The sequence below is a fragment of the Neisseria sp. P0008.S010 genome (genome assembly GCF_051962715.1).
In the GTDB taxonomy this organism is placed as follows: domain Bacteria; phylum Pseudomonadota; class Gammaproteobacteria; order Burkholderiales; family Neisseriaceae; genus Neisseria; species Neisseria elongata.
In genome coordinates this window covers 1-25031 of record NZ_JBQCVA010000015.1, presented here as the reverse complement: position 1 = coordinate 25031, position 25031 = coordinate 1, and the positions used below count along the sequence as shown (strand labels likewise).

Annotated in this window: 22 protein-coding genes and 5 pseudogenes; 7 read left to right on the top strand and 20 right to left on the bottom strand. The window is 51.7% G+C overall.

Annotated features, from left to right (window positions below):
- Nucleotides 1-8 precede the first annotated feature (8 nt).
- Nucleotides 9-1499, bottom strand: a complete 1491-nt coding sequence (locus ACTHSL_RS05665; protein ID WP_440380672.1) for an FAD-linked oxidase C-terminal domain-containing protein — start codon at nucleotides 1497-1499, stop codon at nucleotides 9-11.
- 239 nt (nucleotides 1500-1738) lie between these two features.
- On the opposite strand from ACTHSL_RS05665, the gene lepA reads away from it, so the two are divergent.
- The 5 genes from lepA (at nucleotide 1739) to ACTHSL_RS05640 (ending at nucleotide 9075) form a co-directional block, all read left to right on the top strand.
- Nucleotides 1739-3532 (top strand): translation elongation factor 4, encoded by a 1794-nt coding sequence (lepA, locus tag ACTHSL_RS05660; protein ID WP_440380671.1) that lies wholly within the window; start codon nucleotides 1739-1741, stop codon nucleotides 3530-3532.
- A complete protein-coding gene (gene lepB / locus ACTHSL_RS05655) occupies nucleotides 3533-4588 on the top strand; it encodes a signal peptidase I (RefSeq protein WP_440380670.1) in 1056 nt (351 codons plus the stop codon).
- Nucleotides 4589-4738: 150 nt separating this feature from the next.
- A complete protein-coding gene (rfaD, locus tag ACTHSL_RS05650; RefSeq protein ID WP_440380669.1) occupies nucleotides 4739-5785 on the top strand; it encodes an ADP-glyceromanno-heptose 6-epimerase in 1047 nt (348 codons plus the stop codon).
- Nucleotides 5786-5938: 153 nt separating this feature from the next.
- Nucleotides 5939-6688: a 23S rRNA (guanosine(2251)-2'-O)-methyltransferase RlmB gene (gene rlmB / locus ACTHSL_RS05645; RefSeq protein ID WP_440380668.1), complete on the top strand. Its 750-nt coding sequence runs from the start codon at nucleotides 5939-5941 to the stop codon at nucleotides 6686-6688.
- Between the two features lie 206 nt (nucleotides 6689-6894).
- Nucleotides 6895-9075, top strand: a complete 2181-nt coding sequence (locus ACTHSL_RS05640) for a malate synthase G (protein ID WP_440380667.1) — start codon at nucleotides 6895-6897, stop codon at nucleotides 9073-9075.
- A gap of 73 nt (nucleotides 9076-9148) precedes the next feature.
- On the opposite strand, the pseudogene ACTHSL_RS05635 reads toward ACTHSL_RS05640, so the two are convergent.
- The 8 genes and pseudogenes from ACTHSL_RS05635 to ACTHSL_RS05600 all read right to left on the bottom strand — a co-directional run.
- Nucleotides 9149-9363: pseudogene (locus ACTHSL_RS05635) on the bottom strand (aminotransferase class I/II-fold pyridoxal phosphate-dependent enzyme); the annotation flags it as partial.
- 60 nt (nucleotides 9364-9423) lie between these two features.
- Nucleotides 9424-10617, bottom strand: a complete 1194-nt coding sequence (locus ACTHSL_RS05630) for an amino acid aminotransferase (RefSeq protein WP_041961447.1) — start codon at nucleotides 10615-10617, stop codon at nucleotides 9424-9426.
- Nucleotides 10618-11160: 543 nt separating this feature from the next.
- Nucleotides 11161-12063: an imidazoleglycerol-phosphate dehydratase HisB gene (gene hisB / locus ACTHSL_RS05625; protein ID WP_440380666.1), complete on the bottom strand. Its 903-nt coding sequence runs from the start codon at nucleotides 12061-12063 to the stop codon at nucleotides 11161-11163.
- 5 nt (nucleotides 12064-12068) lie between these two features.
- A complete protein-coding gene (gene hisC, locus ACTHSL_RS05620) occupies nucleotides 12069-13142 on the bottom strand; it encodes a histidinol-phosphate transaminase (protein ID WP_440380665.1) in 1074 nt (357 codons plus the stop codon).
- Between the two features lie 228 nt (nucleotides 13143-13370).
- On the bottom strand, nucleotides 13371-14066 hold the full coding sequence (locus ACTHSL_RS05615) for a hypothetical protein (RefSeq protein ID WP_440380664.1): 696 nt from the start codon (nucleotides 14064-14066) through the stop codon (nucleotides 13371-13373).
- A 363-nt stretch (nucleotides 14067-14429) separates the two neighbouring features.
- Nucleotides 14430-14711 (bottom strand): annotated as a pseudogene (locus ACTHSL_RS05610) (transposase); the annotation flags it as partial.
- Between the two features lie 19 nt (nucleotides 14712-14730).
- A complete protein-coding gene (locus ACTHSL_RS05605; protein ID WP_440380663.1) occupies nucleotides 14731-15384 on the bottom strand; it encodes an IS1595 family transposase in 654 nt (217 codons plus the stop codon).
- Between the two features lie 272 nt (nucleotides 15385-15656).
- A pseudogene (locus tag ACTHSL_RS05600) lies at nucleotides 15657-15815 on the bottom strand (IS1595 family transposase); the annotation flags it as partial.
- A 62-nt stretch (nucleotides 15816-15877) separates the two neighbouring features.
- Here ACTHSL_RS05600 and ACTHSL_RS05595 point away from each other — a divergent pair.
- A pseudogene (locus ACTHSL_RS05595) lies at nucleotides 15878-15961 on the top strand (IS1595 family transposase); the annotation flags it as partial.
- A gap of 136 nt (nucleotides 15962-16097) precedes the next feature.
- Here ACTHSL_RS05595 and ACTHSL_RS05590 read toward each other — a convergent pair.
- The 9 genes and pseudogenes from ACTHSL_RS05590 to ACTHSL_RS05550 form a co-directional block, all read right to left on the bottom strand.
- Nucleotides 16098-16424 (bottom strand): annotated as a pseudogene (locus ACTHSL_RS05590) (transposase); the annotation flags it as partial.
- Between the two features lie 125 nt (nucleotides 16425-16549).
- A complete protein-coding gene (gene pth, locus ACTHSL_RS05585; protein WP_440380662.1) occupies nucleotides 16550-17122 on the bottom strand; it encodes an aminoacyl-tRNA hydrolase in 573 nt (190 codons plus the stop codon).
- A 7-nt stretch (nucleotides 17123-17129) separates the two neighbouring features.
- Nucleotides 17130-17420 carry an RnfH family protein gene (locus ACTHSL_RS05580; RefSeq protein ID WP_049248781.1) on the bottom strand — a complete coding sequence of 97 codons (291 nt, stop codon included), beginning with the start codon at nucleotides 17418-17420 and terminating at the stop codon, nucleotides 17130-17132.
- Complete coding sequence (locus tag ACTHSL_RS05575) at nucleotides 17413-17844, bottom strand: type II toxin-antitoxin system RatA family toxin (protein ID WP_440380661.1); 432 nt, start codon at nucleotides 17842-17844, stop codon at nucleotides 17413-17415. The genes ACTHSL_RS05580 and ACTHSL_RS05575 overlap by 8 nt, the downstream gene beginning before the upstream one ends.
- A 113-nt stretch (nucleotides 17845-17957) precedes the next feature.
- A complete protein-coding gene (locus tag ACTHSL_RS05570; protein ID WP_440380660.1) occupies nucleotides 17958-19004 on the bottom strand; it encodes an ABC transporter permease subunit in 1047 nt (348 codons plus the stop codon).
- A 28-nt stretch (nucleotides 19005-19032) separates the two neighbouring features.
- On the bottom strand, nucleotides 19033-19236 hold the full coding sequence (locus ACTHSL_RS05565; protein ID WP_003775499.1) for a DUF2788 domain-containing protein: 204 nt from the start codon (nucleotides 19234-19236) through the stop codon (nucleotides 19033-19035).
- Nucleotides 19237-19365: 129 nt separating this feature from the next.
- The gene (gene metZ / locus ACTHSL_RS05560; RefSeq protein WP_440380659.1) at nucleotides 19366-20538 is read right to left on the bottom strand and encodes an O-succinylhomoserine sulfhydrylase; all 1173 of its coding nucleotides are present in this window, start codon (nucleotides 20536-20538) and stop codon (nucleotides 19366-19368) included.
- Nucleotides 20539-20671: 133 nt separating this feature from the next.
- Nucleotides 20672-21349 (bottom strand): lipoprotein-releasing ABC transporter ATP-binding protein LolD, encoded by a 678-nt coding sequence (gene lolD / locus ACTHSL_RS05555; protein WP_440380658.1) that lies wholly within the window; start codon nucleotides 21347-21349, stop codon nucleotides 20672-20674.
- Nucleotides 21342-22592: a lipoprotein-releasing ABC transporter permease subunit gene (locus ACTHSL_RS05550; protein WP_440380657.1), complete on the bottom strand. Its 1251-nt coding sequence runs from the start codon at nucleotides 22590-22592 to the stop codon at nucleotides 21342-21344. Before ACTHSL_RS05550 ends, lolD begins: the two co-directional genes overlap by 8 nt.
- 168 nt (nucleotides 22593-22760) lie before the next feature.
- Between ACTHSL_RS05550 and ttcA the strand changes: the two genes are divergently transcribed.
- Nucleotides 22761-23696 carry a tRNA 2-thiocytidine(32) synthetase TtcA gene (gene ttcA, locus ACTHSL_RS05545; protein ID WP_440380656.1) on the top strand — a complete coding sequence of 312 codons (936 nt, stop codon included), beginning with the start codon at nucleotides 22761-22763 and terminating at the stop codon, nucleotides 23694-23696.
- A 135-nt stretch (nucleotides 23697-23831) separates the two neighbouring features.
- Here the strand turns inward: ttcA and ACTHSL_RS05540 are convergent, their stop codons facing one another.
- Complete coding sequence (locus ACTHSL_RS05540; RefSeq protein ID WP_159071695.1) at nucleotides 23832-24209, bottom strand: hypothetical protein; 378 nt, start codon at nucleotides 24207-24209, stop codon at nucleotides 23832-23834.
- Between the two features lie 13 nt (nucleotides 24210-24222).
- The gene (locus ACTHSL_RS05535) at nucleotides 24223-24978 is read right to left on the bottom strand and encodes a hypothetical protein (RefSeq protein ID WP_440380655.1); all 756 of its coding nucleotides are present in this window, start codon (nucleotides 24976-24978) and stop codon (nucleotides 24223-24225) included.
- Nucleotides 24979-25031 lie beyond the last annotated feature (53 nt).

Genomic DNA, 25031 nt, shown 5'->3' with positions numbered 1-25031 from the left:
ACGGATGTTTAAAAATATTCCAAATCGGGAAACTTGGCGGCAATGCTGCCGCCGTCGAATGTGCGGGCGTATTCGGCGCAGCGCGTTTTCAGCGGCAGTTTTTTATCGCGGTTGAGCAGCATTTCAGGGTCGAACGCGGCTTTGATGCCCCAAAAGGCGGCGCGTTCCCCTTCGCCGAATTGGGCGCACATGCCGTCGATTTTTTCCAGCCCTACCCCGTGTTCGCCTGTAATAGTGCCGCCGAGCTGCACGCAGCGGCGCAGGATTTCCGCACCGAAGGCCTCGGCGCGCGGCCATTCGCCCGCCTGATTGTCGAACAGGATGAGTGGGTGCATATTGCCGTCTCCCGCATGGAAAACGTTGATGCATTGCAGGCGGTGTTTCTTCGACAGCCCGTCGGTAAAATCCAGCATTTCGCCGATTTTCCGCCTCGGGATGGTGCCGTCCATGCAATAAGAATCGGGCGCAAGGCGGGCGGCGGCGGGGAAGACGGATTTGCGGCCCGCCCAAATGGCGGTACGTTCGATTTCGTTGCGTGACACTTTCAGGCCGGTCGCGCCGGCGCGGCTCAGGATGTGCCGTATTTTATCGATTTCCGCTTCAACCTCTTCGGCCATGCCGTCGGATTCGCACAGCAGCAATGCTTCGGCTTCGCGGTCGAATCCGGCATGCAGGTAGTCATCCACGGCGCGGGTGGACGCGCCGTCCATCATTTCCAGCCCGGCCGGAATGATGCCTTCGGCAATAATATCGGCCACCGCCTGCCCTGCTTTGCCCATATCGGCAAACGAGGCTTGGATGACTTGCGCGGTTTGCGGTTTGGGCAGAAGTTTCAATACGACTTCGGTAACGGCGGCAAACATGCCTTCGCTGCCGATAAACAGCGGCAGCAAATCCAAGCCCGGCGCATCATACGCTTCGCCGCCCAGTTCGATGATGCCGCCGTCCATCAATATGGCGCGTATTTTCAACACATTGTGGGTGGTCAGGCCGTATTTCAAACAGTGCAGGCCGCCGGCGTTTTGCGCGATGTTGCCGCCTATGGTGCAGGCAAGCTGGCTGGACGGGTCGGGGGCGTAGAAAAGACCGTATGGCGCGGCAGCATCGGAAACGGCCTGGTTGCGCACGCCGGGTTCCACCGTGGCGGTGCGCGCCTGCGGGTCGATTTTCAAAATGCGGTTAAACCGCGCCATCGCCAGCAAAAGCCCGTCGGGCGTGGCCGTGCCGCTGCCGGTCAAACCCGTGCCCGCACCGCGCACGGTAACGGGTATCCCCAGCCCCGAACAGGTTTGCAGAACGGCCTGCACCTGCGCTTCGGTTTCCGGCAGGGCGACGGCCAGCGGCGGGCGGGTGAAAACGGTCAGCGCGTCGCATTCGTAGGCTTTCAGTTCGTTTTCCGCCGTCAGCAGGGTCATGCCGTCCAGCGCGCCGCGCAGGATTTCCTGCAACATGGCGCGTTGTTCGGCATTGAGGGCGGTTTGCGGGGCGAGTTCCTGCATGGCGGTCTGCATTCGGGGAAAACAAGCGGGCAGTATAGTCCATTGGCGGATGCTTGCAAAACCGCATCCGAGCTTTGCCGACCCGCCGTTATTTTTTCAGACGGCTCCAATTAGCCGAAACGGGCTTTTTCGGCTAAAATGCGCAGCTATTTGCCTTTTCTATTTTCAAAGGCCGTCTGAAAGAAATGATTTGACCGGAAACCTGTTTTCAGACGGCCTCCAAACCCATATAGAACCAAATGAAAAATATCCGAAATTTCTCCATCATCGCCCACATCGACCACGGCAAATCCACCCTCGCCGACCGCTTCATCCAATTCTGCGGCGGCTTGGAAAACCGCGAAATGAGTTCGCAGGTTTTGGACAGCATGGACATCGAAAAAGAGCGCGGCATCACGATTAAGGCGCAAACCGCCGCGCTGAACTACAAAGCCAAAAACGGCGAAACCTACCTGCTGAACCTGATTGACACTCCGGGACACGTGGACTTTTCCTATGAAGTGTCGCGCAGTCTGTCCGCCTGCGAAGGCGCGCTCTTGGTGGTGGACGCATCGCAGGGCGTGGAAGCGCAAACCGTGGCCAACTGCTACACGGCGATTGATTTGGGCGTGGAAGTCGTGCCCGTGCTGAACAAAATCGACCTGCCCGCTGCCGACCCCGACCGCGTGGCGCAGGAAATCGAAGACATCATCGGCATCGACGCGGTGGGCGCGGTCACCTGCTCCGCCAAATCCGGCTTGGGCGTGGAAGACGTGCTGGAAGAAATCGTGGCCAAAATCCCCGCGCCGGAAGGCGACGAAAACGCGCCGCTGCAAGCTGTGATTATCGATTCGTGGTTCGACAACTATGTCGGCGTGGTGATGCTCATCCGCGTGAAAAACGGCCGTCTGAAACTGAAAGACAAAGTACGCTTCATGTCCACCAAGGCCGAAAGCCAAGTGGAACAGCTCGGCGTGTTCACCCCGAAATCGTTAAACAAACAAGAGCTTAAAGCAGGCGAAGTGGGCTTTTTGATTACCGGCGTGAAGGAGCTGGGACAGGCCAAAGTGGGCGACACGGTAACGCTGGTGCAAAACCCCGCTTCCGAGCCGCTGCCCGGCTTCAAAGAAGTGCAAAGCCAAGTGTTCGCCGGCCTGTATCCCGTGGAAAGCCACGACTACGAAGCCCTGCGCGACGCGCTGGAAAAGCTGCAACTCAACGACGCTTCGCTGAAATTCGAGCCGGAAGTGTCGCAAGCGTTGGGCTTCGGCTTCCGCTGCGGCTTCTTGGGCTTGCTACACTTGGAAATCGTGCAGGAACGCTTGGAACGCGAATTCGACATGGATTTGATTACCACCGCGCCGACCGTGGTGTATGAAGTGATTCTGAAAAACGGCGAAAAAATCGACGTAGAAAACCCCTCCAAGCTGCCCGACATCGCCACCATCGACACGATTATGGAGCCGATTATTACAGCGACCATCCTCGTGCCGCAGGATTATGTCGGCAACGTGATGACGCTGTGCAACCAAAAACGTGGCGTGCAGCGCAATATGCAATACATGGGGCGGCAGGTGATGCTGACCTACGATTTGCCGATGAACGAAGTGGTGATGGACTTTTTTGACAAACTCAAATCCACTTCGCGCGGCTACGCTTCTTTGGACTATGAATTTAAAGAGTTTATGCCGTCCGACCTTGTGAAACTGGACATTATGGTGAACGGCGACAAAGTGGACGCGCTGAGCCTGATTGTGCACCGCCAAACCTCCGTGCAGCGCGGCCGCGAACTGGCGGCAAAAATGCGCGAACTCATCCCGCGCCAGATGTTCGACATTGCCGTGCAGGCTGCCATCGGCGGGCAGATTATCGCCCGCGAAAACGTGAAGGCGCTGCGCAAAAACGTATTGGCGAAATGCTATGGTGGCGATATTACGCGTAAGAAAAAACTGCTGGAAAAACAAAAAGCCGGTAAAAAACGCATGAAACAAGTGGGCAATGTGGAAATCCCGCAGAGCGCGTTTCTGGCGATTTTGCAGGTGGGGGACAAATAAATGAATATCTATCTAATCGGCGCACTACTGGCCTTAATCGCCGGCATCGGCCTGTTTGCAATCAGCAGCAAAGAGCGGGGCGAAAACGGCGAATGGAGCGACGGCCTGCAATGGGGTTATCTCTTGACCATGATCGGCATATTCGGCCTGCTGGCGTTCAAGATGAGCTTTACCGCCGTATTGCTGGTGTTTGTCGTATTTACCGGCGCGATTTGGCTGTGGCGCAAGCTGTCTTTCAAACCTGGGCAGACGACCACGGTGGATGAAAAAGGACAAAAGGTATTGCGCGGCACCTTGGATGACGAAAACCATTTCCGCGATTATATGTCCGGCTTTTTTCCGATTATCCTGACTGTATTCATACTGCGTACCTTCATTGCCGAACCGTTTCAGATTCCGTCCAGCTCCATGCGCCCGGGCCTGGTGAAAGGCGACTTTATCTTAGTCAACAAGTTTGCCTACGGCATCCGCATGCCGATTCTGAATAATGTGTTAATCGATACCGGCACCATTCAGCGCGGCGACGTGGTGGTCTTCAATTATCCCTTGGAGCCGGAAACTAATTACATCAAACGCGCGGTCGGCATTCCCGGCGACGTGGTGGAATACAAAGACAAGGTATTGACCGTGAACGGCCAGCCCGTACCGCAAACAGCAGCGGGCAACTACGAATATCCTGAAGACGAAAATCCCGCCATGACGCATTCGTCCGAACGCTTTCAGACGGCCTTAAACGGTAAAAACTTCGACATCCTGCTGGATGAAGGCCAGCCGTCGTTTAATCCCGAAGGATTGCTGCGTTACTTCAACGTACTGATGCCGGAGAAAAATTATCAAGGCAGCGGATTGAAAGAGTTTTGCCAATATGCCGAAGACGGCAGTGCCTTTACCTGCAAAGTGCCCGAAGGCCGCTATTTCATGATGGGCGATAACCGCGACAACAGCGCGGATTCCCGCTACTGGGGTTTTGTCGATGACAAACTGATTGTCGGCAAAGCGTTTTTCATCTGGATGAACTTGGGCGACTTCGGCCGCATCGGCAACAGCGTGAACTAAAACCGAACCGCCCTCCCGAACAGAGGCCGTCTGAAAATCCTTTTTTCATCCCGGATAAGGATTTCAGACGGCCTTTTTAGCGGATATTTCGGCATGCCTGCCTTTGGTTTACAATAACCACCTTTCAGACGGCCTGTATAAGGAAACAACATGACCATCATCGTAACCGGTGCCGCCGGCTTTATCGGCAGCAACATCGTCAAAGGATTGAACGCGCGCGGCATCAGCGACATCGTGGCGGTGGATAACCTGAGCAACGGCCAGAAATTCAAAAATCTGGCCGACTGCGACATCGCGCATTATCTGGACAAACACGAATTCATCCGCCAAGTGCGCGAACACCTCTTCCCGTTTGACGACATCGAAGCCGTATTCCACGAAGGCGCGTGTTCCGACACTATGAACCACGACGGCAAATACATGATGGACAACAACTACCAATACACGCTCGACCTCTTGGACTGGTGTCAGGACGAACGCATCCCCTTCCTCTACGCCTCCAGCGCGGCCGTTTACGGCAAAGGCGAAACCTTCCGCGAAGAGCGGGAATTGGAAGAACCGCTGAACGTCTACGGCTATTCCAAATTCCTGTTCGACCAAGTCGTCCGCCGCCGCATCGAAGAAGGACTGACCGCGCAGGTGGCCGGTTTCCGCTATTTCAACGTATACGGCATGCGCGAACAGCACAAAGGACGCATGGCTTCCGTGGCCTTCCACCACTTCAACCAATACCGCGAGCAAGGCTATGTCAACCTGTTCGGCGGCTACGACGGCTATCCCGAAGGCGGCCAAAGCCGTGATTTCGTCAGCGTGGAAGACGTCGTGAAAGTGAACCTGTTCTTCCTCGACAACCCCGAAAAATCGGGCATTTTCAACCTCGGCACAGGCCGCAGCCAGCCCTTCAACGACTTGGCCGCCGCAACCGTCAATGCCTGCCGCGCCGCCGAAGGCAAAGACCGCCTGCCGCTGGAATCGCTGGTCAAACACGGCCTAATCCGCTACACCGAGTTTCCCGACGCGCTCAAAGGCAAATACCAAAGTTTCACCCAAGCCGACATCACCCGCCTGCGCGACGCGGGCTATGAAGAAGAATTCCTCACTGTGGAACAAGGCGTGGACCGTTATGTGGATTGGCTGTTCGAACACCATGCCCCGCTGCAAAGTTGCCCAAAAAGCAAGAAGCAGTCTAGCTTTTAGCATTTAAAACAAGAGATGATGGAAACCGTTTATCCATAAACTATCCATGCAAACGGCAAAAAGGCCGTCTGAAACCCCGCTTTGGCTTTTCAGACGGCCTTCCCCATTGCGGCAGCCTGCTATAATCCCGCCTTTCAAACCGAAAGACCCAGCATGGCCAACCAACGCTTAATCTACGGCTTCCACGCCGTCAACGCCCGCCTGTGGCAAAACCCGAAATCGATTACCGAACTCTACGTCCAAGAAGGCAAAAACGATGCCCGCACGCGCGATGTGTTGGAAAAAGCGGCAAACGAAAACGTGCGCGTACACTTCGCCGACGCCGACCGCCTCAACGCCATCAGCAAAGGTGCGCGGCATCAGGGTGTGGTCGGGTTTATCGACGCTTCCAAAAACCACGTCCACCTCGAAGACGTATTGGAAAATCTCAGCGAACCGCCGCTATTGCTGATACTCGACGGTATCACCGACCCGCACAACCTCGGCGCGTGCCTGCGTACCGCCGACGCAATGGGCATACACGCCGTCATCGCGCCGAAAGACAAAAGTGCGGGACTGAACGCCACCGTCAGCAAAGTCGCCTGCGGCGCGGCGGAAACCGTTCCCTACATCACCGTAACCAACCTCGCCCGCACCCTGCGCGAGCTGAAAGAATACGGCATCTGGATCATCGGCGCCGACATGGGCGGCGACGCCGACCTCTACCATTGCGATCTGCCCGACAGCGCGGCATGGGTGATGGGCAACGAAGGTGAAGGCATGCGCCGCCTGACGCGCGAGCATTGCGACATGCTGGTGTCGATACCCATGTTCGGCACGGTCGAAAGCATGAACGTCTCCGTCAGTGCAGGCATGGTATTGAGCGAAACGCGCCGTCAGCGGGTGTTGAAAGCCGAAAGATAAAAGACTAAACCAAGCAAAAGGCCGTCTGAAAATCAACTTTCAGACGGCCTTCGGCGTTTCAAATGTAAGAAAACAAAATCCGACACCGAAATCGATTGTAATTAAATAATTTTCAGACAGCCTACTTTTATCCATTGAAAAATAGTGTTAAGGTTGCATGGCGTCATCGCGATGTTTCATAAGAACAATATTTTGGAGAATTTATCATGGCATACAACTATATCCCCGCTGCCGGCCTGCAGATCGACAACCACCTCTACCGTTTCATCACCGAACAAGTCCTCCCGTCCCGCCCTGACATACAGGCCGAGGCATTTTGGCAGGGCTTTGCGGAACTCTTGGCGGAATTCGCGCCGCGCAACCGCGCCCTCTTGGAGAAACGCGATGCCATCCAACAACAAATCGACGACTGGCACAAACAAAACGGAGCAGCAACCGATGCCGCCGCCTACCGCGCCTTCCTGAAAGAAATCGGCTATCTGGCCGACGAACCCGCGCCGTTTAAAATCGAAACGCAAAACGTCGATCGGGAAGTGGCGGAGCAGGCAGGCCCCCAACTGGTCGTCCCCATCAACAACGCCCGCTACGCCCTCAATGCCGCCAATGCCCGCTGGGGCAGCCTGTACGACGCACTGTACGGCACGGACGCCATCGACCAAAGCGGCGATTTGGCCGCAGGCAAAACCTACAATCCGAAACGCGGCGACGCCGTCATCGCCTTCGCCCGCAACTTCCTCGACCAAAGCATCCCGCTGGCGCAAGGCAGCCACCGTGACGTATCCGCCTACCGCGTAGAAGGAGGCCGTCTGAAAGCCAAACTGAAAGATGGCGGCGAAAGCGGCCTGCAAACGCCCGAACTCTTCATCGGCTACAACGGCAATGCGAAAGCCCCCTCCTCGCTCCTCTTCCTGCACAACGGCCTGCACATCGACATCCTCATCGACAAAAACAGCCCGATAGGCAGCCAAGACCCTGCCGGCGTAAAAGACATCATCCTTGAAGCCGCCCTTTCCACCATCATGGACTGCGAAGACTCCGTGGCCGCCGTAGACGGAGAAGACAAAGCACTGGTATACGCCAACTGGCTCGGCCTGATGAACGGCACACTGACCGAAGAAGTGGAAAAAGGCGGCAAAACCTTCACCCGCAAACTGAATGCAGACCGCGGATACACCAAACCCGACGGCAGCGGCAGCTTCACCCTGCCCGGCCGCTCGCTGCTCTTCATCCGCAACGTCGGCCACCTGATGACCACGCCCGCCGTATTGGATGCCGAAGGCAAAGAAATTCCAGAAGGCATCCTAGACGGCGTGATGACCGCCCTCATCGCCCCGCTTGACCTGAGCCGCAGCGAAAACAAAAACAGCCGCAGCGGCAGCGTTTACATCGTCAAACCCAAAATGCACGGCCCGGAAGAAGTCCGCTTTGCCGACGAACTGTTTGCCGCCATCGAAACACTGGCCAAACTGCCGCCGAAAACCTTGAAAATGGGCATCATGGACGAAGAACGCCGCACCTCGGCCAACCTCGCCGCCTGCATCCAAGTGGCTTCCGACCGCGTCGTCTTCATCAATACCGGCTTCCTCGACCGCACCGGCGACGAAATGCACACCTCCATGCAGGCGGGCGCGATGATACGCAAAGGCGACATGAAAGCCAGCAAATGGATTGCCGCCTACGAAGCCGGCAACGTCCAAACCGGCCTGCAATGCGGCCTGCCCGGCAAAGCCCAAATCGGCAAAGGCATGTGGGCAATGCCTGATTTGATGGCGGAAATGCTGAAACAGAAAATCGGCCATCCGAAATCCGGCGCCACCACCGCATGGGTGCCCTCGCCTACCGCAGCCACCCTGCACGCCTTGCACTATCATCAAATCAACGTATTCGACGTACAACGCGAACTGGCCACCCGCCCTGCCGCCGATTACCTGGACGACCTGCTCACCATCCCCACAGCCGCCGACGCCAACTGGACGGAAGCGGAAAAACAGCAGGAGTTGGACAACAACTGCCAAGGCATCTTGGGCTACGTCGTCCGCTGGGTGGAACAAGGCGTGGGTTGCTCCAAAGTGCCCGACATCCACAACGTCGGCCTGATGGAAGACCGCGCCACACTGCGGATTTCCAGCCAGCACATCGCCAACTGGCTGCTGCACGGCATTGTCAGTGCCGAACAGGTTCGCACCACTTTGGAGCGTATGGCTGCCGTGGTGGACAAACAGAACGAAGGCGATCCGGCCTACACGCCCATGGTTGGCCGCTTCGATACCTCCCCCGCCTTCCTCGCTGCCTGCGACCTGATTTTCAAAGGCACCGAGCAGCCCAACGGCTACACCGAACCGCTGCTGCACCACTGGCGGCGCGTAGCGAAAGCTGCGGCGGAATAATCGTTTAGCAGCCTTTCCATGAATAAGAGGCCGTCTGAAAATGTTTTCAGACGGCCTCTTAAATTATCCGTAATTACAGCACTTTCACAATGCTTTCACACAGATAGTCAATATTGTCGGCGGTAATGCCCGCAACGTTGATGCGGCCGGAACGCACGGCATAAATGGCAAATTCGCTTTTCAGACGGCCTCTTGTCCAAGTATCAAGCCGCAGAAAGAGAACATGCCGTTTTGCTTCACGATAAAGTCGAAATCCTGCCGTGTGCCTTTTTCTTTCAGCAAATTAACAAGCCAATCAATAAGAGGCCGTCTGAAAATGTTTTCAGACGGCCTCTTAATTATCCGTAATTACAGCACTTTCACAATGCTTTCACACAGATAGTCAATATTGTCGGCGGTAATGCCCGCAACGTTGATGCGGCCGGAACGCACGGCATAAATGGCAAACTCGTCTTTCAGGCGATCCACCTGTTCGGGCGTCAGGCCGGAGAAGGAGAACATCCCGTTTTGCTTCACGATAAAGTCGAAATCCTGTTGCGCGCCTTTTTCTTTCAGCAAATCGACAAATTTCTGCCGCATTTCCTTAATCCGCGCACGCATTTCGTCCAGTTCTGCCACCCATTGCGCTTTCAATTCGGCATCCTGCAGTACCATGGCCACCGTATTGCCGCCATGCGATGCCGGATTGGAATACAGTGTGCGGATGATGGTTTTGACTTGGCTGAAGGCGCGGTTGGCGGTATCCGCATCGGCGGCCACCACGGTAAACGCACCCACACGCTCGTTATACATGCCGAAGTTTTTAGAATAAGAGCTGGCCACCAGCAATTCTTTATTCAGCTTGGCAAAAGCGCGCAAGCCGTAAGCATCCTCTTCCAAACCGTGCGCAAAGCCCTGATAGGCGAAGTCGAACAGCGGCAGCCAGCCTTTTTCAGCCGACATTTTCGCCAATGTTTCCCATTGTTCGGGAGTCGGGTCGATGCCGGTCGGATTGTGGCAGCAGCCGTGCAGCAGCACCACGTCGCCGGCTTCGGCTTGGGACAAATCGGCAATCAGGCCGTCCCAATCCAAGCCGTGAGATGCCTTGTCGTAATAGCGGTAATCGCGGATATTGATGCCGACGGCTTTGAAAATGGCATTGTGGTTCGGCCAGGTCGGAGCGGAAATCCACACGTTTTTCGCACCGGTCTGACGTTTGACAAACTCGGCGGCGATGCGCAGCGCGCCCGTACCGCCCAAGCTCTGCGCGGTTTTGGCGCGCTTGGACGCGATGATTTCGCTGTCCGCTCCAAACAGCAGTTTTTGCGTTTCGGCGTTGTAGGCGGCCACACCGTCGATGGTCAGATAGTTTTTGCTGTTTTCATTGGCCAACAGGCGGGTTTCGGCTTCCTTCACCGCTTTCGGAATCGGGGTATTGCCTTTAGCGTCTTTGTAAACACCGATGCCCAAGTTCACCTTATTGCTGCGGGTTTCGGCTTTGAATGCTTCGCCCAAACCCAAAATCGGGTCGGCAGGCGCAGCTTCGATTTTGTCGAAAAACATGACACGTCCTTTCTGTTTTGACTGGTTGGATAACCAAACGGTTATACTGCTAAGTTGTGTTAAAGGCAAGCTGTTTATATGCCGAAACAGCCTATTTCCGCGCAATTTTATTCATACACTAAAAATAAGGACGGCACACCCTGTTTCATACATTTTTCAGACGGCCTTCCGGCATTTGAAGGCCGTCTGAAAAACATACGGGACAGTATGAATTTGGTTATTATACCGCCCTCACATAATACAAATAATAAGATGTAAACCGAGTATGGCTTCTTTGAAATCGAATAAATTGAGACCTTTGCAAAAATAGTCTGTTAACGAAATTTGACGCATAAAAATGTGCTAAAAAATTTTCAATCGACTAAAACCTTTCTGATACTGAGAAAAAAGTGGAAGAAATCAGGGAGGTTCCTCATTTTGAAAATGGTGTTGAGCATAAAATTTTAATAACTTATGTTATTGCAAAGGTCTCAAATTATCCTTTAATATGAAAAAACCACTTATCCGTATGGTTATAGGGATAAGTGGTTTTGGATTCTACTGTCAGTTAGATTCAGATAGTAAACCCTTAGTGGACGGAATTTTTCCTGTCATGCGTTCATCAAATTCCACTGCCATGCGTAGTGCACGCCCAAATGCCTTGAATACCGTCTCAGCCTGATGGTGTGCATTGGTACCGCTTAAATTATCAATATGTAACGTTATCATCGCGTGATTGACGACACCATGAAAGAATTCTTCAAATAAATCAACATCGAATTTACCTATCCAAGCGCGGCTGAATGTTAAGTTATACACCAAGCCGGGACGACCGGATAAATCCAATACCACGCGGCTCAAAGCCTCGTCTAGCGGCACATAAGAGTGACCGTAGCGGCGTACTCCCATTTTATCGCCCAAAGCCTGTTTCAGTGCTTGGCCGAAAACGATGCCGATATCTTCTACGGTATGATGATCATCGATATGGAGATCGCCTTTGCAAGTAACGTCCAAATCAATCATTCCATGACGGGCGATTTGGTCAAGCATATGCTCTAGAAACGGCACACCTGTATCAAATCGTCCTTGCCCGCTACCATCTAGGTTGATAGTAATGGTAATTTGTGTTTCTTTAGTGTTGCGGGTCACGCTTACTATTCGGCCGCCGTTATCGGTTATCAGGCTATGTGTAAAATCTACCGTTTGTTTGTTGCCAGAAACAGGTTGTGTTTCATCACGATGACGCTCATCCATCCAGCCCTTTGGTTTTTTCATGCCTTGCTCTAGTTTGGTTGCTAAAACGCTGGAAATACCACGCCCACCTTCCTCATTTTTTTCCAACCGCGCACGCAACTGATGTAAAGATGCAGGATTGGTATAACCGCAGGCGCGGGACAGTTTGGATACATTCCCTGCTTCTTTAATCAGGCGGAAGAAATTTTCAGTACGGATTGCTTTTTTGTCCATATATTTCATTTGTTAAATAGATGTTGAAAAACTGTTAGAACCTGTTGGTTCTGTTCAAAAGTGCCCACCGTCAAACGCAGGCATTGGTCTAACAAAGGATGTGAACCATGTAAGTTTTTGATCAGGATGTTACTATCTTTTAATGCCTTAAAAACCAGTTCTGCATCAGGTACCCGAATCGTTAGGAAATTTGCCTCACTACCAAACACTTTCACTTCGGGCAGCATTGATAGAGCCTCAGATAAACGGCTTCTTTCCCGTTTCAAAGTATTGATTTGTTCCTCAACCCATCCATAATGGCGCAGGGCAAACTTAGCTGCGGTTAGACTTAACTGATTCATATTGTAAGGAGGCACAATTTTAGCCAACTCATTCATCAGAATTGGATGACCGCATGCATAGCCCAATCTCAATCCGGCAAAACCGATTTTGCTTAGGGTGCGCATCACAACCAGCTTTTCCACATTGCCCGCATAAGGCAGAAAACTATCAAGGCTAAATGAGCCGTAAGCCTCATCTATTACAATAACGCCAGGCGCAGCATCAATTATTGCCTGAACATCCTCATGCCTAAAACACACACCGGTAGGGTTATTCGGATAAGCAATAAAAATCAGTGCAGGCTGATGAGTCTTAATTGCAGATAAAATTGCAGGTAAATTCAGGGTAAAGTCGTTATTAAGAGGGACTCCGATATACTCCAACCCAAATAATACTGCATTGCGCCGATACATCACAAAACTTGGATCTACAGACAATATTTTGGCTTTCGGTTTTGCCAGCAGCATTGCGATTAGTTGGATTAGTTCATCCGAACCGTTGCCCAAAACAATTTGCGCCTGTTTAGGGATTTGAAATATTCCCTTTAATAATTGCTGCAACCCGCTTGTGGCCGGATTGGGATAACGGTTAATTTCCGCTACTGCCAGTTCGCAAGCTAACTCTTTTTGCATATATTCTGGAAATTGGCAGGGTAATTCCATTGCATCCAACTTAATGCAGGAGTTAGGTATATCTGCTACCGTATAAGCTAACATTTCCTGTATTTCATCTCGAACTAAAGAGGACATTGAATTCATTATCCTATTCCTATTATATAAAGGAAGCCGTCTGAAAAGAATATATTTAAACTATACAAGTTTACAGTGTAACCCAAAAATATTATGGGCAGTGCTAGTTATCTAGCGCAACCCATAATATTTATTTCTTTATAAAATTAATCTAACACATTTATTTTATTATATAATCATTGAAAGTAAAACATATCAAAAATTGAAATATTAACCTCAAAAATAACTAAATGTTATTTACTTAACAATAATCTGAGCCAAAAAATAGCCCAGCGAAGTAAAAATAATTGCAAACAAAATAATTAACACAAGAGAGATAATTACTCTTTTATTATAAAAAACAGACTGCCAGCTATTTAGAATACCTAACTCTTTCAACAATTCGGTTTCTAATTCATTACGAATTTGTTTACGTATTCTTTTTTCCTCTGCTTGACGCTCACGCAACATACGATAAGCCAGTTCATGCTGTTTTCGATGTTCAAAAGCTATTCGCTCTTGCCATTCAATACGCTTTCGGTAAATATAGGCTTCAGTCGCAGTCCGCAAATGTAACTGACACGTTGGACACTGTGTCGTATCAGGATCTTCAAAAATAGTAAAACATACAGGACATTGGGGGATAGGGGATGAAGAATTATCAATTTGATTACTATTGCAACCATCGTCATCCGATATTAATTCCAATGAAACACGGATAATGACATCCAATCCCAAATAACCAAAATAATGTTGGGCATTCAGCCGCTCTTCATTAGTGCATCGCTCAATCATCAGGGCTTGTCTATTTTCTTCTAATGCTAAAATAACTTCTTCCGCCTCTTCTGAAGATAAATTTTGTCTTATATTTTCATTTACTTGGTCTTGATCGATACCTGGGGGATAGGAAATATAGACATCAAAATATTGTTGTAATGGTTGCTGATTTTTCATTAGCGCATCCGAATTAAAATGAACTCTTTGGTACTAAAAGAATCACACAATAGATGGTCACATTATAGATTATTTAAATAAATTGCGTTTCAAAATTTACCCAAAGGTAAAAAAAGAAGATTTGTGGTAAAGTTACATAACCATATCCAGAAAAATAATATTAAGAAGATTAATTATTAAATAAATCAAAATTCGAATATAGCATTCTCGGCAAAAGCATTTATTCCATAGTAGCTTTATTTAGCTATTGCTCAAAGAATTACTTATATTTTGGCAATAACTTGTTTCACTAAAACTGGGGGCTGCTCTAGATAACTAGGGAAAATCAATTCAAACTATAATAATTGAGGCTGTCCTAAATAACTAGGGCAAATCCTTGTTTACCATTTGTTTTAAAATAGAAATCTGAGACTTTATCTCACTGTTGTTAAAACGCCATTCACACTCCTTCAAATACAACTCAAAACGCTCTTTGGGAATGCCGTTAAACTTGCGTAAATGACATTTTGTCCGGTTCCAAAAGTTCCCAATTCCGTTAATGTGGTTTTGCCGCTTTGCAAAATGTGTGCTGTGATTGATACGCAGATGACTAAATTCACTTACGTTTAACACATCATAACTGCGGTAACAATCTGTATAAACAAGGGGCTGTACTAGATTAGCCCTAAATTCCACACCAAACCCGCAAGATTTTTAGCTGCTGGGACGGTGTGCCGAAGTTAAACCGAAATTCGCATTCTTTCAAGAACAGCGGGAAAGATTTGCGATCGATTCCGTTGTATTTTCGCAAGACGCGTTTTGCCTGATTCCAAAAATTCTCAATGCCGTTGATGTGGTTCTGACGGTCGGCAAACGCTTTGGAATGATTGATGCGGTAATGGATAAAACCGCTTACGTCTAGCTTGTCATAGCTGCTCAGACTATCGGTATAAACAATGCTGTCCGGCATGATTGTCTGTTTGCTAACAGGCATCAACGTATCGGACTTGGCATTATCTACGACAACGATATAGACCCGTCCGTTACGTTTCAGAATGCCGAAGACAACCACTTTTCCTGCCGCACCGCGACCGCGTCTGCCTTTACACCGTCCGCCGAAATAGCTTTCGTCCAACTCGACAGAGCCCTCGAAAACCTCATCGGCAGCCAAGGCTAGATAATGGCCGATGACCATACGGATTTTGCGGTAGAACAGGACTGCCGAATTGGGATGGATACCCAAAATATCGGCGGCAGAACGGGCGGTAACTTCGAGTACAAAAAACCGGAGCAGTTCTTTCTGTACTTTTTTCTTTAATTTGCAGTGTGTTATCTTCATATTCCGAGGATAACATATCTGCTAATCTAGTACAGCCCCTAACTTTTATCCACTTCTCCTTCCCCGTCAAACATTTCTAGATACAGACTGAGACCTTTGCAAAAATAGTCTGTTAACGAAATTTGACGCATAAAAATGTGCTAAAAAATTTTCAATCGACTAAAACCTTTCTGATACTGAGAAAAAAGTGGAAGAAATCAGGGAGGTTCCTCATTTTGAAAATGGTGTTGAGCATAAAATTTTAATAACTTATGTTATTGCAAAGGTCTCAGACTGTTTTGATAGATAAGCAAACGTAAACGATGAAAATAATAGGCAGCGGTATTTTTATTGACACCGACCAACTCTGCTACCGTTCTTGCAGTTACGCCTGCAACAAACAGCTCAATGAGCTTATTTTGTTTGTACCAACTTAGACGACTTTTTCGCATAGGGATAATTCTAATTTAATTTGAATTTCCCTAGTTATCTAGTACAGCCCTTAATAATTTCTATAAGAAGAAGCCGTCTAAGCCAACACAAGCAAAATAAGCCCATCAAACCATTCGTTTCAGGCGTTACCGCTGGAACGGCAGCCCGAGACCTTTGCAAAAAGACCCTTTCTCCGACAACTGAAACCCAAACACCGATTTTCGGTTGTTCACATTCCCAATACCCCCTTAATCCTCCCCGGACACCTGATAATCGAGCATCCAGGCCGCCTTCAGCGGACGGTTACGGTAGCGGCATAAAGTGCTGTAATCGGGGATGCTCAGTTCGTCAAAACGGCAAAACAGGTTGAAATCGATGCGGGTGATGAGGCTGTGTTCGAGTTCGGGATCGGAGAGGCTGTGCCATTGTCCGAGCAGGACGGCTTTGAACATGGACAACAGTGGATAGGCGGGACGGCCGCGGTGGTCTCGAAGGTAACGGGCTCTTTGACGATTCAGGTATTGTTCGATCGGTTGCCAATCAATCACCTGATCCAACTTCAATAGTGGGAAGCGGTCGATGTGTTTGGCAATCATGGCTTGTGCGGTTTGCTGGAAGAAAGTACTTATGAAAATATTATAACTATATGAATTATATAAAATTTTTCAAAAATCTCAATGTATCTGATGAAGAACCCAAGCACTGCCACACAAGACGGAGGCCGTCTGAAACTGTTTTTCAGACGGCCTCCCTGTTATTTCGCATGCAGAAAGCGGGTGGCGGCTTCGCGGTCGCCCGCCATAATCAGCGGCAGGCCTTGCAGCGATTTTTCGATTGCCTTGTCTATCAGGGCGCGGTCTTCGGCACTCGGCTTGTTCAACACATAGCCGACGACCAGATTACGGTCGCCGGGGTGGCCGATGCCGAGGCGCAGACGGTAGAAGTCCGGCGTGCCGAATTTGGCCTGTATGTCTTTCAAACCGTTGTGCCCGCCGTTGCCGCCGCCGAGCTTGAAGCGGATTTGGCCGCAGGGAATGTCGAGTTCGTCGTGGGCGACGAGGATTTCCTCCGGCCGGATTTTATAAAACTGCGCCAACGCGGCGACGGCTTTGCCGGAGAGGTTCATGTAGGTGTCGGGTTTCAAAAGCCAGATTTCGCCTTCGGGGCGGCTGACGCGTGCGGTGTGCCCGAAGTATTTTTTTTCGTGCTTCCACACGGCCTTCCACTGCCGGACGAGTTCGTCTAAAAACCAAAAGCCCGCGTTGTGGCGGGTGTGTTCGTATTCTGTGCCCGGGTTGCCCAGGCCGACGATTAGTTTGATGCTCATATTCGGGTTATCGTTTGATTTTGTTGCGGCCGCCGTCGGACACGCGGCGGCGGCGGGCTTCTTTGGGGTCGATCAGCAGCGGGCGGTAGAGTTCCACCCTGTCGTGTTGCCGCAAAACGGTATCGTCGGCGACCTGTTTGCCGAAAATCCCCAGCGGCGCGTGCAAATCGGCTTCGGGAAAGGCGGCGGACAGGCCGCTTTGCAAAACGGCTTCGCGGGCGGTTGTACCTTCCTCGACGGCCAGTTGCTGCAAAAACTGTTTTTTATCCGTGCCGTAGGCGACTTCGATGTCAATCATAGCGTTTGTCCGCTTCGGCGATGAAGGATTCCACCAGCCGGCCGGCCAAGTGGCTGAAAACAGGGCTGATCAGGGCGGAAAGCATGGGGTTGGCAAAATCATATTCGAGGCGGAATTCGATTTTGCAGCAGTCGCCGCCCAAATCGATGAAATGCCACCGTCCGCGCAGGGTTTTGAACGGCCCTTCCAGCAGTTCCATGCGGATTTGGCGGCCGGGGATGTTGCGGTTGTGGGTGGCGAAGGACTGCTTCACGCCTTTATAGTCCATATACAGGCGGGCTTTGAGTTCGTCGCCTTCGCGCGAGATGACTTCGGTCTTGCCGTACCATGGCAAAAATTCGGGGTAGTCTTCGACTTTGTCCACCAGCTCGAACATTTGCCACGCGCTGTGTGCCACCAATATGTTTTTTTCTACGGTTTTCATGTGTCCGCCGTTCGGGAAAAGGCGGCATTATATAGCGAAATGCGGTGTTTCGGGGCTTCGGGATGGGATGGAGGCCGTCTGAAAACCGGCTTTCAGACGGCCTGAATGCAAATTCAGCGGCCGCTGCCGAAATGGATGCGCGGATCGGCCCAGGCGTAAGACAAATCGGTCAGCAGGCGGGCGGTCAGGCCCATCAGGGTGAAGACGTAGAGCGTGCCCATCACGACCGGGTAGTCGCGTTTGAGTACCGCTTCGTAGGACAACAGTCCGAGCCCGTCGAGGGAAAACAGGGTTTCAATCAGCAGGCTTCCGGTGAAAAACGCACCGATGAAGGCGGCCGGAAAGCCGGTAATCAGCGGAATCATGGCGTTGCGGAAGATATGTTTGAACAGGATTTTCCGTTCGGGCAGGCCTTTGGCGCGGGCGGTATAGACGTATTGGCGGCGGATTTCTTCGAGGAAGACGTTTTTGGTTAAAACGGTGGTAACGGCCAGGCTGCCGGCAACGGAGGCGGTAACGGGCAGGGCGATGTGCCAAAGGTAATCGGCGATTTTTCCCGCAGTGGAGAGTTGGTCCCAGTTGTCGCCCGTCAGTCCGCCTTGCGGAAACCAGGCGAAGAAGCTGCCGCCGCCGAACAACACCAGCAGCAACAGGCCGAGCACGAAGGGCGGGATGGTGTAGCCGACGAGGATGACGAGACCGGTCAGGGTGTCGAAGCGGCTGCCGTCGCGCACGGCTTTCATGATGCCCAACGGGATGCAGATGAGGTAGGTGAGGAAGAAGGTCCACAGGCCGAGGCTCATGGAAACGGGCAGCTTCTGGCGGATGAGTTCAGCCACGGTTTCGTGGTGGAAGAAGCTGTTGCCGAGGTCGAAGCGGGCAAAACGCGCCAGCATTTCGCCGAAGCGGGTCAGCGGCGGTTTGTCGAAACCGTAGAGGGCGTTGAGGGCGGCGATGTCGTCGGCACTCAGGCGCGTGCGGCCCGCCATGCTGCCGCCGCCCGATGCCGCTTCCGCCGCCGCACCGCTGCCGGAAAGTTCCGCCATCAGCTGTTCCACCGGCCCGCCGGGCACGAATTGGATAATCAGGAAGGTGAGCGCGAGTATGCCGAGCAGGGTGGGAATCAGCAAAAGCAGGCGTTTGAACAGGTAGGGCAGCATGGGCGGTATTCCTCAGGCCGTCTGAAAATTATTTTTTCATCAAAAAGCCGATTAACAGCTCTTTGAACAGGAAACCGAATACGCCCAGCCCGAGTACGAAGAACAGGATGAACATGCCGAACTTGCCCGCATTCGATTTTTTGCCGAGGTCGTAAACGATGAAGCCGATGAAGATGACGAGTACGGTCAGGCCGATTTTCATGGCCCAGGCGGAGAATTGTGCTTCAGTCATGTGTGTTTTTTCCTTTTTTGATGTTGTGTGTTTGCTGCTGTACCGGGCAGGCGGGAAGCCGTCTTTCTAGTTTGCCGTCCGTTTGTTTTTCAGACGGCCTCCATTTGCCGAAGGCCGTCTGAAAGCGGTTTATGATGCCATTGCCTGTGCCAAATCGGCAATCAGGTCGTCGGCATGTTCCAGGCCGACGGCGATGCGCAGCAGGCCTTCGCGGATGCCTGCGGCGTATTTCGCTTCGGGCTGCATCCTGCCGTGCGTGGTCGTCCACGGGTGCGTGATGGTGGAGCGCACGTCGCCCAGGTTGGCGGTTTTGGAGAAGATTTTAACGTTGTCGAGCAGTTTCCACGCGGCTTCCTGCCCGCCCCTGACTTCAAACGCCAAGACGATGCCGCCGCCCGATTGCTGTTTTTTCACCAATTCGGCCTGCGGGTGGTCGGTGAAGCCGGAATGGTAAACGCGCTCGATTTGCGGCTGCCGCCGCAGCCATTCGGCGATTTTTTCGGCATTGGCGCATTGCCGTTCGATACGCAGCGGCAGGGTTTCCACGCCGCTGAGCAGCACCCAGGCATGAAACGGCGCCATCGACATGCCGCAGGCGTTCATGTAAACCTGAACCTGCTGCATCAGTTCCTTGCGTCCGACCACCACGCCGCCCTGCACCCTGCCCTGCCCGTCTATCGCCTTGGTGGCGGAGTGTACGGACAAATCGGCGCCGAATTTCAGCGGCTGCTGCAAAACCGGGGTCAGGAAGCTGTTGTCCACCACCAGTAGTGCGCCCGCCTGATGCGCGATGTCGGCCAGCTGTTCCAAATCGGCCACTTCGTTGAGCGGGTTGGACGGGGTTTCGAGGAACAGCATTTTGGTGTTCGGGCGCACAGCGGCGCGCCATTCGTCCAAATCGGTTTGCGAAACGAAGCTGATTTCGATGCCAAAGCGGGCGATGTGGTTGTTCAGCAGGCCCATGGTGGTGCCGAACAGGCTGCGGCTGCAAATCAGGTGGTCGCCCGCGCTGAGGAAGGTCAGCAGGGAGGCATTGATGGCGGCCATGCCGGTAGAGGTGGCCACGGCCGCTTCGCCGCCTTCCAAAATGGCGATGCGTTTGGCGAAGGCGGCAGTGGTGGGGTTGGCGGTGCGGCTGTAGGTAAAGCCGGCCTTCTCGCCTTTGAAGAGTGCTGCTCCGTCGGCCGCGCTGTCAAACATGAAGCTGCTGGTGATAAACAGTGCCTGGTTGTGTTCGTTGTAGCCGGTTTGTTCTTTCGCGCCCCGGATGGCCAGGGTTTCGGGATGGAGTTCACCATTCATATTCTGATTCCAATGTGAAGTTCGGTAAAGAGCGCATTTTGCGCCTGTTCAGGGACAGTTTCAAGCATTGAGGCCGTCTGAAAACGGATTGCCGGACGGGAAATGCGTTTTCAGACGGCCTGATGCCTTCGGTTTAAGCCGACAGCGCGCCGTCGGTCATGTTCAATACGCGGTCGAAACGGGCGGCCATTTCGTCGTCGTGGGTGACCACCACCAGCGCGGTGCCGAGTTCCTGCTTCAGTTCCATCATCATGTCGAGGATGTTGAGGGCGTTTTTGCGGTCGAGGTTACCGGTCGGCTCGTCGGCCAGCAGGCAGGCCGGGTCGGTAACCAGCGCGCGGGCGATGGCGGCGCGTTGGCGTTCGCCGCCCGAAAGTTCGCCCGGTCGGTGCAGTACGCGGTCTTTCAGGCCGACTTTTTCCAGCATAAGCAATGCCCGTTCCCGCGCCTGTTCTTTCGGGCGTTTGCCGATTAGAAGGGGCATCATCACGTTTTCCAAGGCGGAAAATTCAGGCAGCAGGTGGTGGAACTGATAAACGAAGCCGAGATATTGGTTTCTCAGCCCGCTCAATTGCTTCTGGCTCAACTGGGACAAGTCCTGCCCCATCAGGGAAACACGGCCGGAAGTCGGTTTGTCCAGCCCGCCCAAGATGTGCAGCAGGGTAGATTTTCCGCTGCCCGACGCGCCGACAATGCCTATGCTTCGGCCTTTGTCCACCTGCAGGGTCAGGTTGTCCAACACCTGCACGTTCAGTTGGCCGTCGTAATAATTTTTACAGACGGCCTCGCAAGCCAATATGGTGTTACTCATAACGCAAAGCCTCCGCAGGTTCGGTTCTCGCCGCACGCCAGCTTGGATAAAGCGTTACCAGCAGCGACAGGCCGAGGGAAATGGCGACAACCGCCGCCACGTCGCTCCAAAGGACGTGCGAGGGCAGATAGTCGAGGAAATATACTTTTGATTCGATTAACTTGCGCCCCTGCAGGTTTTCCACCCATTTCAGAATGTCGCCGATATTCACCGCCAGCAACAGGCCGAGCACGGTGCCGATGGCCGTGCCGATTAAACCCAGCAGCGTGCCTTGGACGAAGAATATCTTCATGATGCCCGAAGGCGGCATACCCTGCGTGCGCAAAATGGCGATTGCCGACTGCTTTTCGGTAACGGTCATAATCAGGGTGGAAATCAGGTTGATCGACGCCACCAGGCTGATGAAGAACATCACGACGAACAGCATTTTCTTTTCCAATTCCACGGCATTGAAATACGATTGGTTGCTGAACGTCCAATCGCGCGCCCACACGCGGTCGGCCGCATCAGCAGGCAGGAGCTTGGGCACAACAGCCGGTGCGTTTTGCGGATCGGCCAGTTTCAGGCGCAGGCCGGCAAAACCGCCTTCAAATCGGTAGAGCGTCCGCGCGTCTTCGATATGGGTCAGCGTCAGCGTATTGTCCAATTCGTAGAGGCCGGTCTTCACCACGCCCACTACGTTGAACTGCTTCAGCCTCGGCACCACGCCGGCGGGCGTAACGTTGCCTTCGGGCGTAATCACCGTTACCTTGCCGCCCACTTCCGCGCCCAGTTCGTTGGCCAATTCCTGGCCGAGGATGATGTCGAACTCGCCCGGTTTCAAATCTTCAAATTTACCGGCCGTCATTTTCTTCCAATAATCGACGACCTGTTTCTCTTCTTGCGGGTCTATGCCGCGCACCTGCACGCCGCGCACCACGCCGTTGTTGGCCAAAAGCGCCTGGTCGGCGATATAGGGCGCGGAACCGAGCACGTCCTTATTGCCCGCCACCATTTTGCGCAAATCCTGCCAGCTGCCGCTGTTTTCCGTATCGTAAAAGCCGATTTCGGCATGCGGCGCGACGCTGAACAATTGGCTGCGCACGTCTTTCTGAAAGCCGTTTACCACCGACAGAACCACAATCAGCGCCATCACGCCGATGGCGATGCCGATGATGGAGATAATGCCGATAAACGACATAAAGCCGCTGCGTTTTTTCGCCCGCAAATAGCGCAGGCCTATCCATGTTTCTAAAGAAATCATCGTTTGTTTGCGGTTTCCGGAAAAAATAAAGGCCGCATTGTACCGCAAAAGGCCGTCTGAAAGCCGCCCTCCCGTCCGATGGATGCCGCATCCTTTTCAGACGGCCTCAAAACGGGGTGTTTCCGCTATAATCGCGCCCCAACCGAAAACAAACCGAAACACATAAAAATGTCCAACAAACCGAAACACGAACACGAAGCCAACAAACTGCAAAAACGCCTGCGCCACGCCGTCGGCGATGCGATTAACGATTTCAACATGATAGAGCAGGGCGACAAAATCATGGTCTGCCTCTCCGGCGGCAAAGACAGCTACGCCCTGTTAGACATCCTGCGCCAGCTCCAAGCCAGCGCGCCGATTGATTTCGAACTGGTTGCCGTCAATCTCGACCAAAAGCAGCCCGGTTTCCCCGAAGAAGTATTGCCGACCTATCTAGAAAGCATAGGTGTGCCGTACAAAATCGTCGAAGAAGACACCTACTCCACCGTCAAACGCGTATTGGACGAAGGCAAAACGACTTGTTCGCTGTGCAGCCGCCTGCGCCGCGGCATCCTCTACCGCACCGCCAAAGAATTGGGCTGCACCAAAATCGCCTTGGGACACCACCGCGACGACATCCTCGCTACCATGTTCCTGAATATGTTTTACGGCGGCAAACTCAAAGCCATGCCGCCCAAGCTGGTGAGCGACAACGGCGAACACATCGTCATCCGCCCGCTGGCGTATGTAAAAGAAAAAGATTTGATCAAATACGCCGAACTGAAGCAATTCCCGATTATCCCGTGCAACCTTTGCGGTTCGCAGCCCAATCTGCAACGCCAAGTCATCGGCGACATGATGCGCGATTGGGACAAACGCTTCCCCGGCCGCATTGAATCCATGTTCTCCGCCCTGCAAAACGTCGTCCCTTCCCACCTCGCCGACACCGAGCTTTTCGATTTCGCCAGCTTGAAACGCGGTCAAAACCTCAAGCACGGCGGCGATTTGGCCTTTGACAGCGAAACCCTGCCCGCCCGTTTCGACAGCGGGGAAGACGAAGACAGCATCAGCCTCGCCAAACCGCGCAAAGTCATCAACATCCTCGACAGCCGCCCGAAAAATTAAACGGCAGCCGTTAAATATCAAAAGGCCGTCTGAAAACCCGACATTCCGTCAAACGGGTTTTCAGACGGCTTTAAGGAGGGCAAGCTCCGATTTATTGGCAATGACAAAAATAGAACAATTTGTCAGACATAATATTTACTGATAATTTATACAGATATAATCAAAAATATGTTTATAAACATTCTCTTCAGGGTAGGAAGAAATATCCATAACATCAATTTTTTCCACCATTTCATCACCAACCCATTTACCATTCAGATATTTCCGTCCCGAATCAAGCCAAATCAATTTTGACTCACAATTTGCACTAAATCTTGCAATAACCATATTAAACCCAAGCTTAAGCATTTGCGGGTCATTTTCCCACTTAAATAGTGCAGAATTTTGTTCTCGGCTGGTGGTATCCACATAAACATCCACAGCATCAGCATTAACTAAAAACTGCCAAGCCGGATTGCTTAATGACATCGTAGAATAGCCAAACAAACAAAGTGATAACAATAATTTCTTCATATTTTAAAAAGAGTTAAAATTTCTGGTTAGATGTTTTTGCTTCAATAGACGTGCCATCTTTGAACAAAACGACCTCAGGACGGTACTCAAATTTCAGATCTGCCGTAGAACTGGTGGCAAATTTCACTTCCTCATCAATAAACTGGTTGATGCGTGTTCCTCCAGTATACTCATATTCCGCCCCTTGAGCTAAAACGCCATTTATGTCTTTAAAATCAATTTTTAATCCGCTGCTATATATTTCATCACCAAATTTATCATAGAAAACACCAATCCCTTTAATGCCCGTAATATCTTTGTCGGATTTATTGACAATTTTAAACACTACTGTTGCATTCCGACTACCAAAATCGTTCACATCGGATGAGTGCGATACAAAAACAACATCTACTGCCAAGTTTAATTGCTTTTCTTTTTCAGCATATTCTTGACGGGCTTTTTCTTCAGCCGCACGTACTTTTTCCTCTACCGCTTTTTTTTCGGCAATTTGTTTTTCCTGCTCGACAACAAACTGTTTTTGCTTCTCAATGGCTTCTTGAACGGTTACGCCGTATGAGGCCGAATTGGATTGACCGAAAACGCTGCCCATTTCTGCACGGATAATGTATCCAGCCAATAATTGCCTGTCTTCAAGACTTAAATTTTTCAGTTTATCTGCATTTGCCTCTATATCTCCCCCTTTGTTAATAACAATTTCTTTCGGATCGGAACAGGCAGACAAAAATGAAACAATTGCAATCAATAGTAGACCTCTTGCGAAAATATTCATCCCATCGCATTAATCAGTCCTGCAATCAGATTTACCCTTAACCCGAACCGTTT

Coding starts and splice junctions, on each gene's coding strand:
- ACTHSL_RS05665 (WP_440380672.1), bottom strand. CDS start 1,499: ATGCAGGAACTCGCCCCGCAAACCGCCCTCAATGCCGAACAACGCGCC.
- lepA (WP_440380671.1), top strand. CDS start 1,739: ATGAAAAATATCCGAAATTTCTCCATCATCGCCCACATCGACCACGGC.
- lepB (WP_440380670.1), top strand. CDS start 3,533: ATGAATATCTATCTAATCGGCGCACTACTGGCCTTAATCGCCGGCATC.
- rfaD (WP_440380669.1), top strand. CDS start 4,739: ATGACCATCATCGTAACCGGTGCCGCCGGCTTTATCGGCAGCAACATC.
- rlmB (WP_440380668.1), top strand. CDS start 5,939: ATGGCCAACCAACGCTTAATCTACGGCTTCCACGCCGTCAACGCCCGC.
- ACTHSL_RS05640 (WP_440380667.1), top strand. CDS start 6,895: ATGGCATACAACTATATCCCCGCTGCCGGCCTGCAGATCGACAACCAC.
- ACTHSL_RS05630 (WP_041961447.1), bottom strand. CDS start 10,617: ATGTTTTTCGACAAAATCGAAGCTGCGCCTGCCGACCCGATTTTGGGT.
- hisB (WP_440380666.1), bottom strand. CDS start 12,063: ATGGACAAAAAAGCAATCCGTACTGAAAATTTCTTCCGCCTGATTAAA.
- hisC (WP_440380665.1), bottom strand. CDS start 13,142: ATGAATTCAATGTCCTCTTTAGTTCGAGATGAAATACAGGAAATGTTA.
- ACTHSL_RS05615 (WP_440380664.1), bottom strand. CDS start 14,066: ATGAAAAATCAGCAACCATTACAACAATATTTTGATGTCTATATTTCC.
- ACTHSL_RS05605 (WP_440380663.1), bottom strand. CDS start 15,384: ATGAAGATAACACACTGCAAATTAAAGAAAAAAGTACAGAAAGAACTG.
- pth (WP_440380662.1), bottom strand. CDS start 17,122: ATGAGCATCAAACTAATCGTCGGCCTGGGCAACCCGGGCACAGAATAC.
- ACTHSL_RS05580 (WP_049248781.1), bottom strand. CDS start 17,420: ATGATTGACATCGAAGTCGCCTACGGCACGGATAAAAAACAGTTTTTG.
- ACTHSL_RS05575 (WP_440380661.1), bottom strand. CDS start 17,844: ATGAAAACCGTAGAAAAAAACATATTGGTGGCACACAGCGCGTGGCAA.
- ACTHSL_RS05570 (WP_440380660.1), bottom strand. CDS start 19,004: ATGCTGCCCTACCTGTTCAAACGCCTGCTTTTGCTGATTCCCACCCTG.
- ACTHSL_RS05565 (WP_003775499.1), bottom strand. CDS start 19,236: ATGACTGAAGCACAATTCTCCGCCTGGGCCATGAAAATCGGCCTGACC.
- metZ (WP_440380659.1), bottom strand. CDS start 20,538: ATGAATGGTGAACTCCATCCCGAAACCCTGGCCATCCGGGGCGCGAAA.
- lolD (WP_440380658.1), bottom strand. CDS start 21,349: ATGAGTAACACCATATTGGCTTGCGAGGCCGTCTGTAAAAATTATTAC.
- ACTHSL_RS05550 (WP_440380657.1), bottom strand. CDS start 22,592: ATGATTTCTTTAGAAACATGGATAGGCCTGCGCTATTTGCGGGCGAAA.
- ttcA (WP_440380656.1), top strand. CDS start 22,761: ATGTCCAACAAACCGAAACACGAACACGAAGCCAACAAACTGCAAAAA.
- ACTHSL_RS05540 (WP_159071695.1), bottom strand. CDS start 24,209: ATGAAGAAATTATTGTTATCACTTTGTTTGTTTGGCTATTCTACGATG.
- ACTHSL_RS05535 (WP_440380655.1), bottom strand. CDS start 24,978: ATGAATATTTTCGCAAGAGGTCTACTATTGATTGCAATTGTTTCATTT.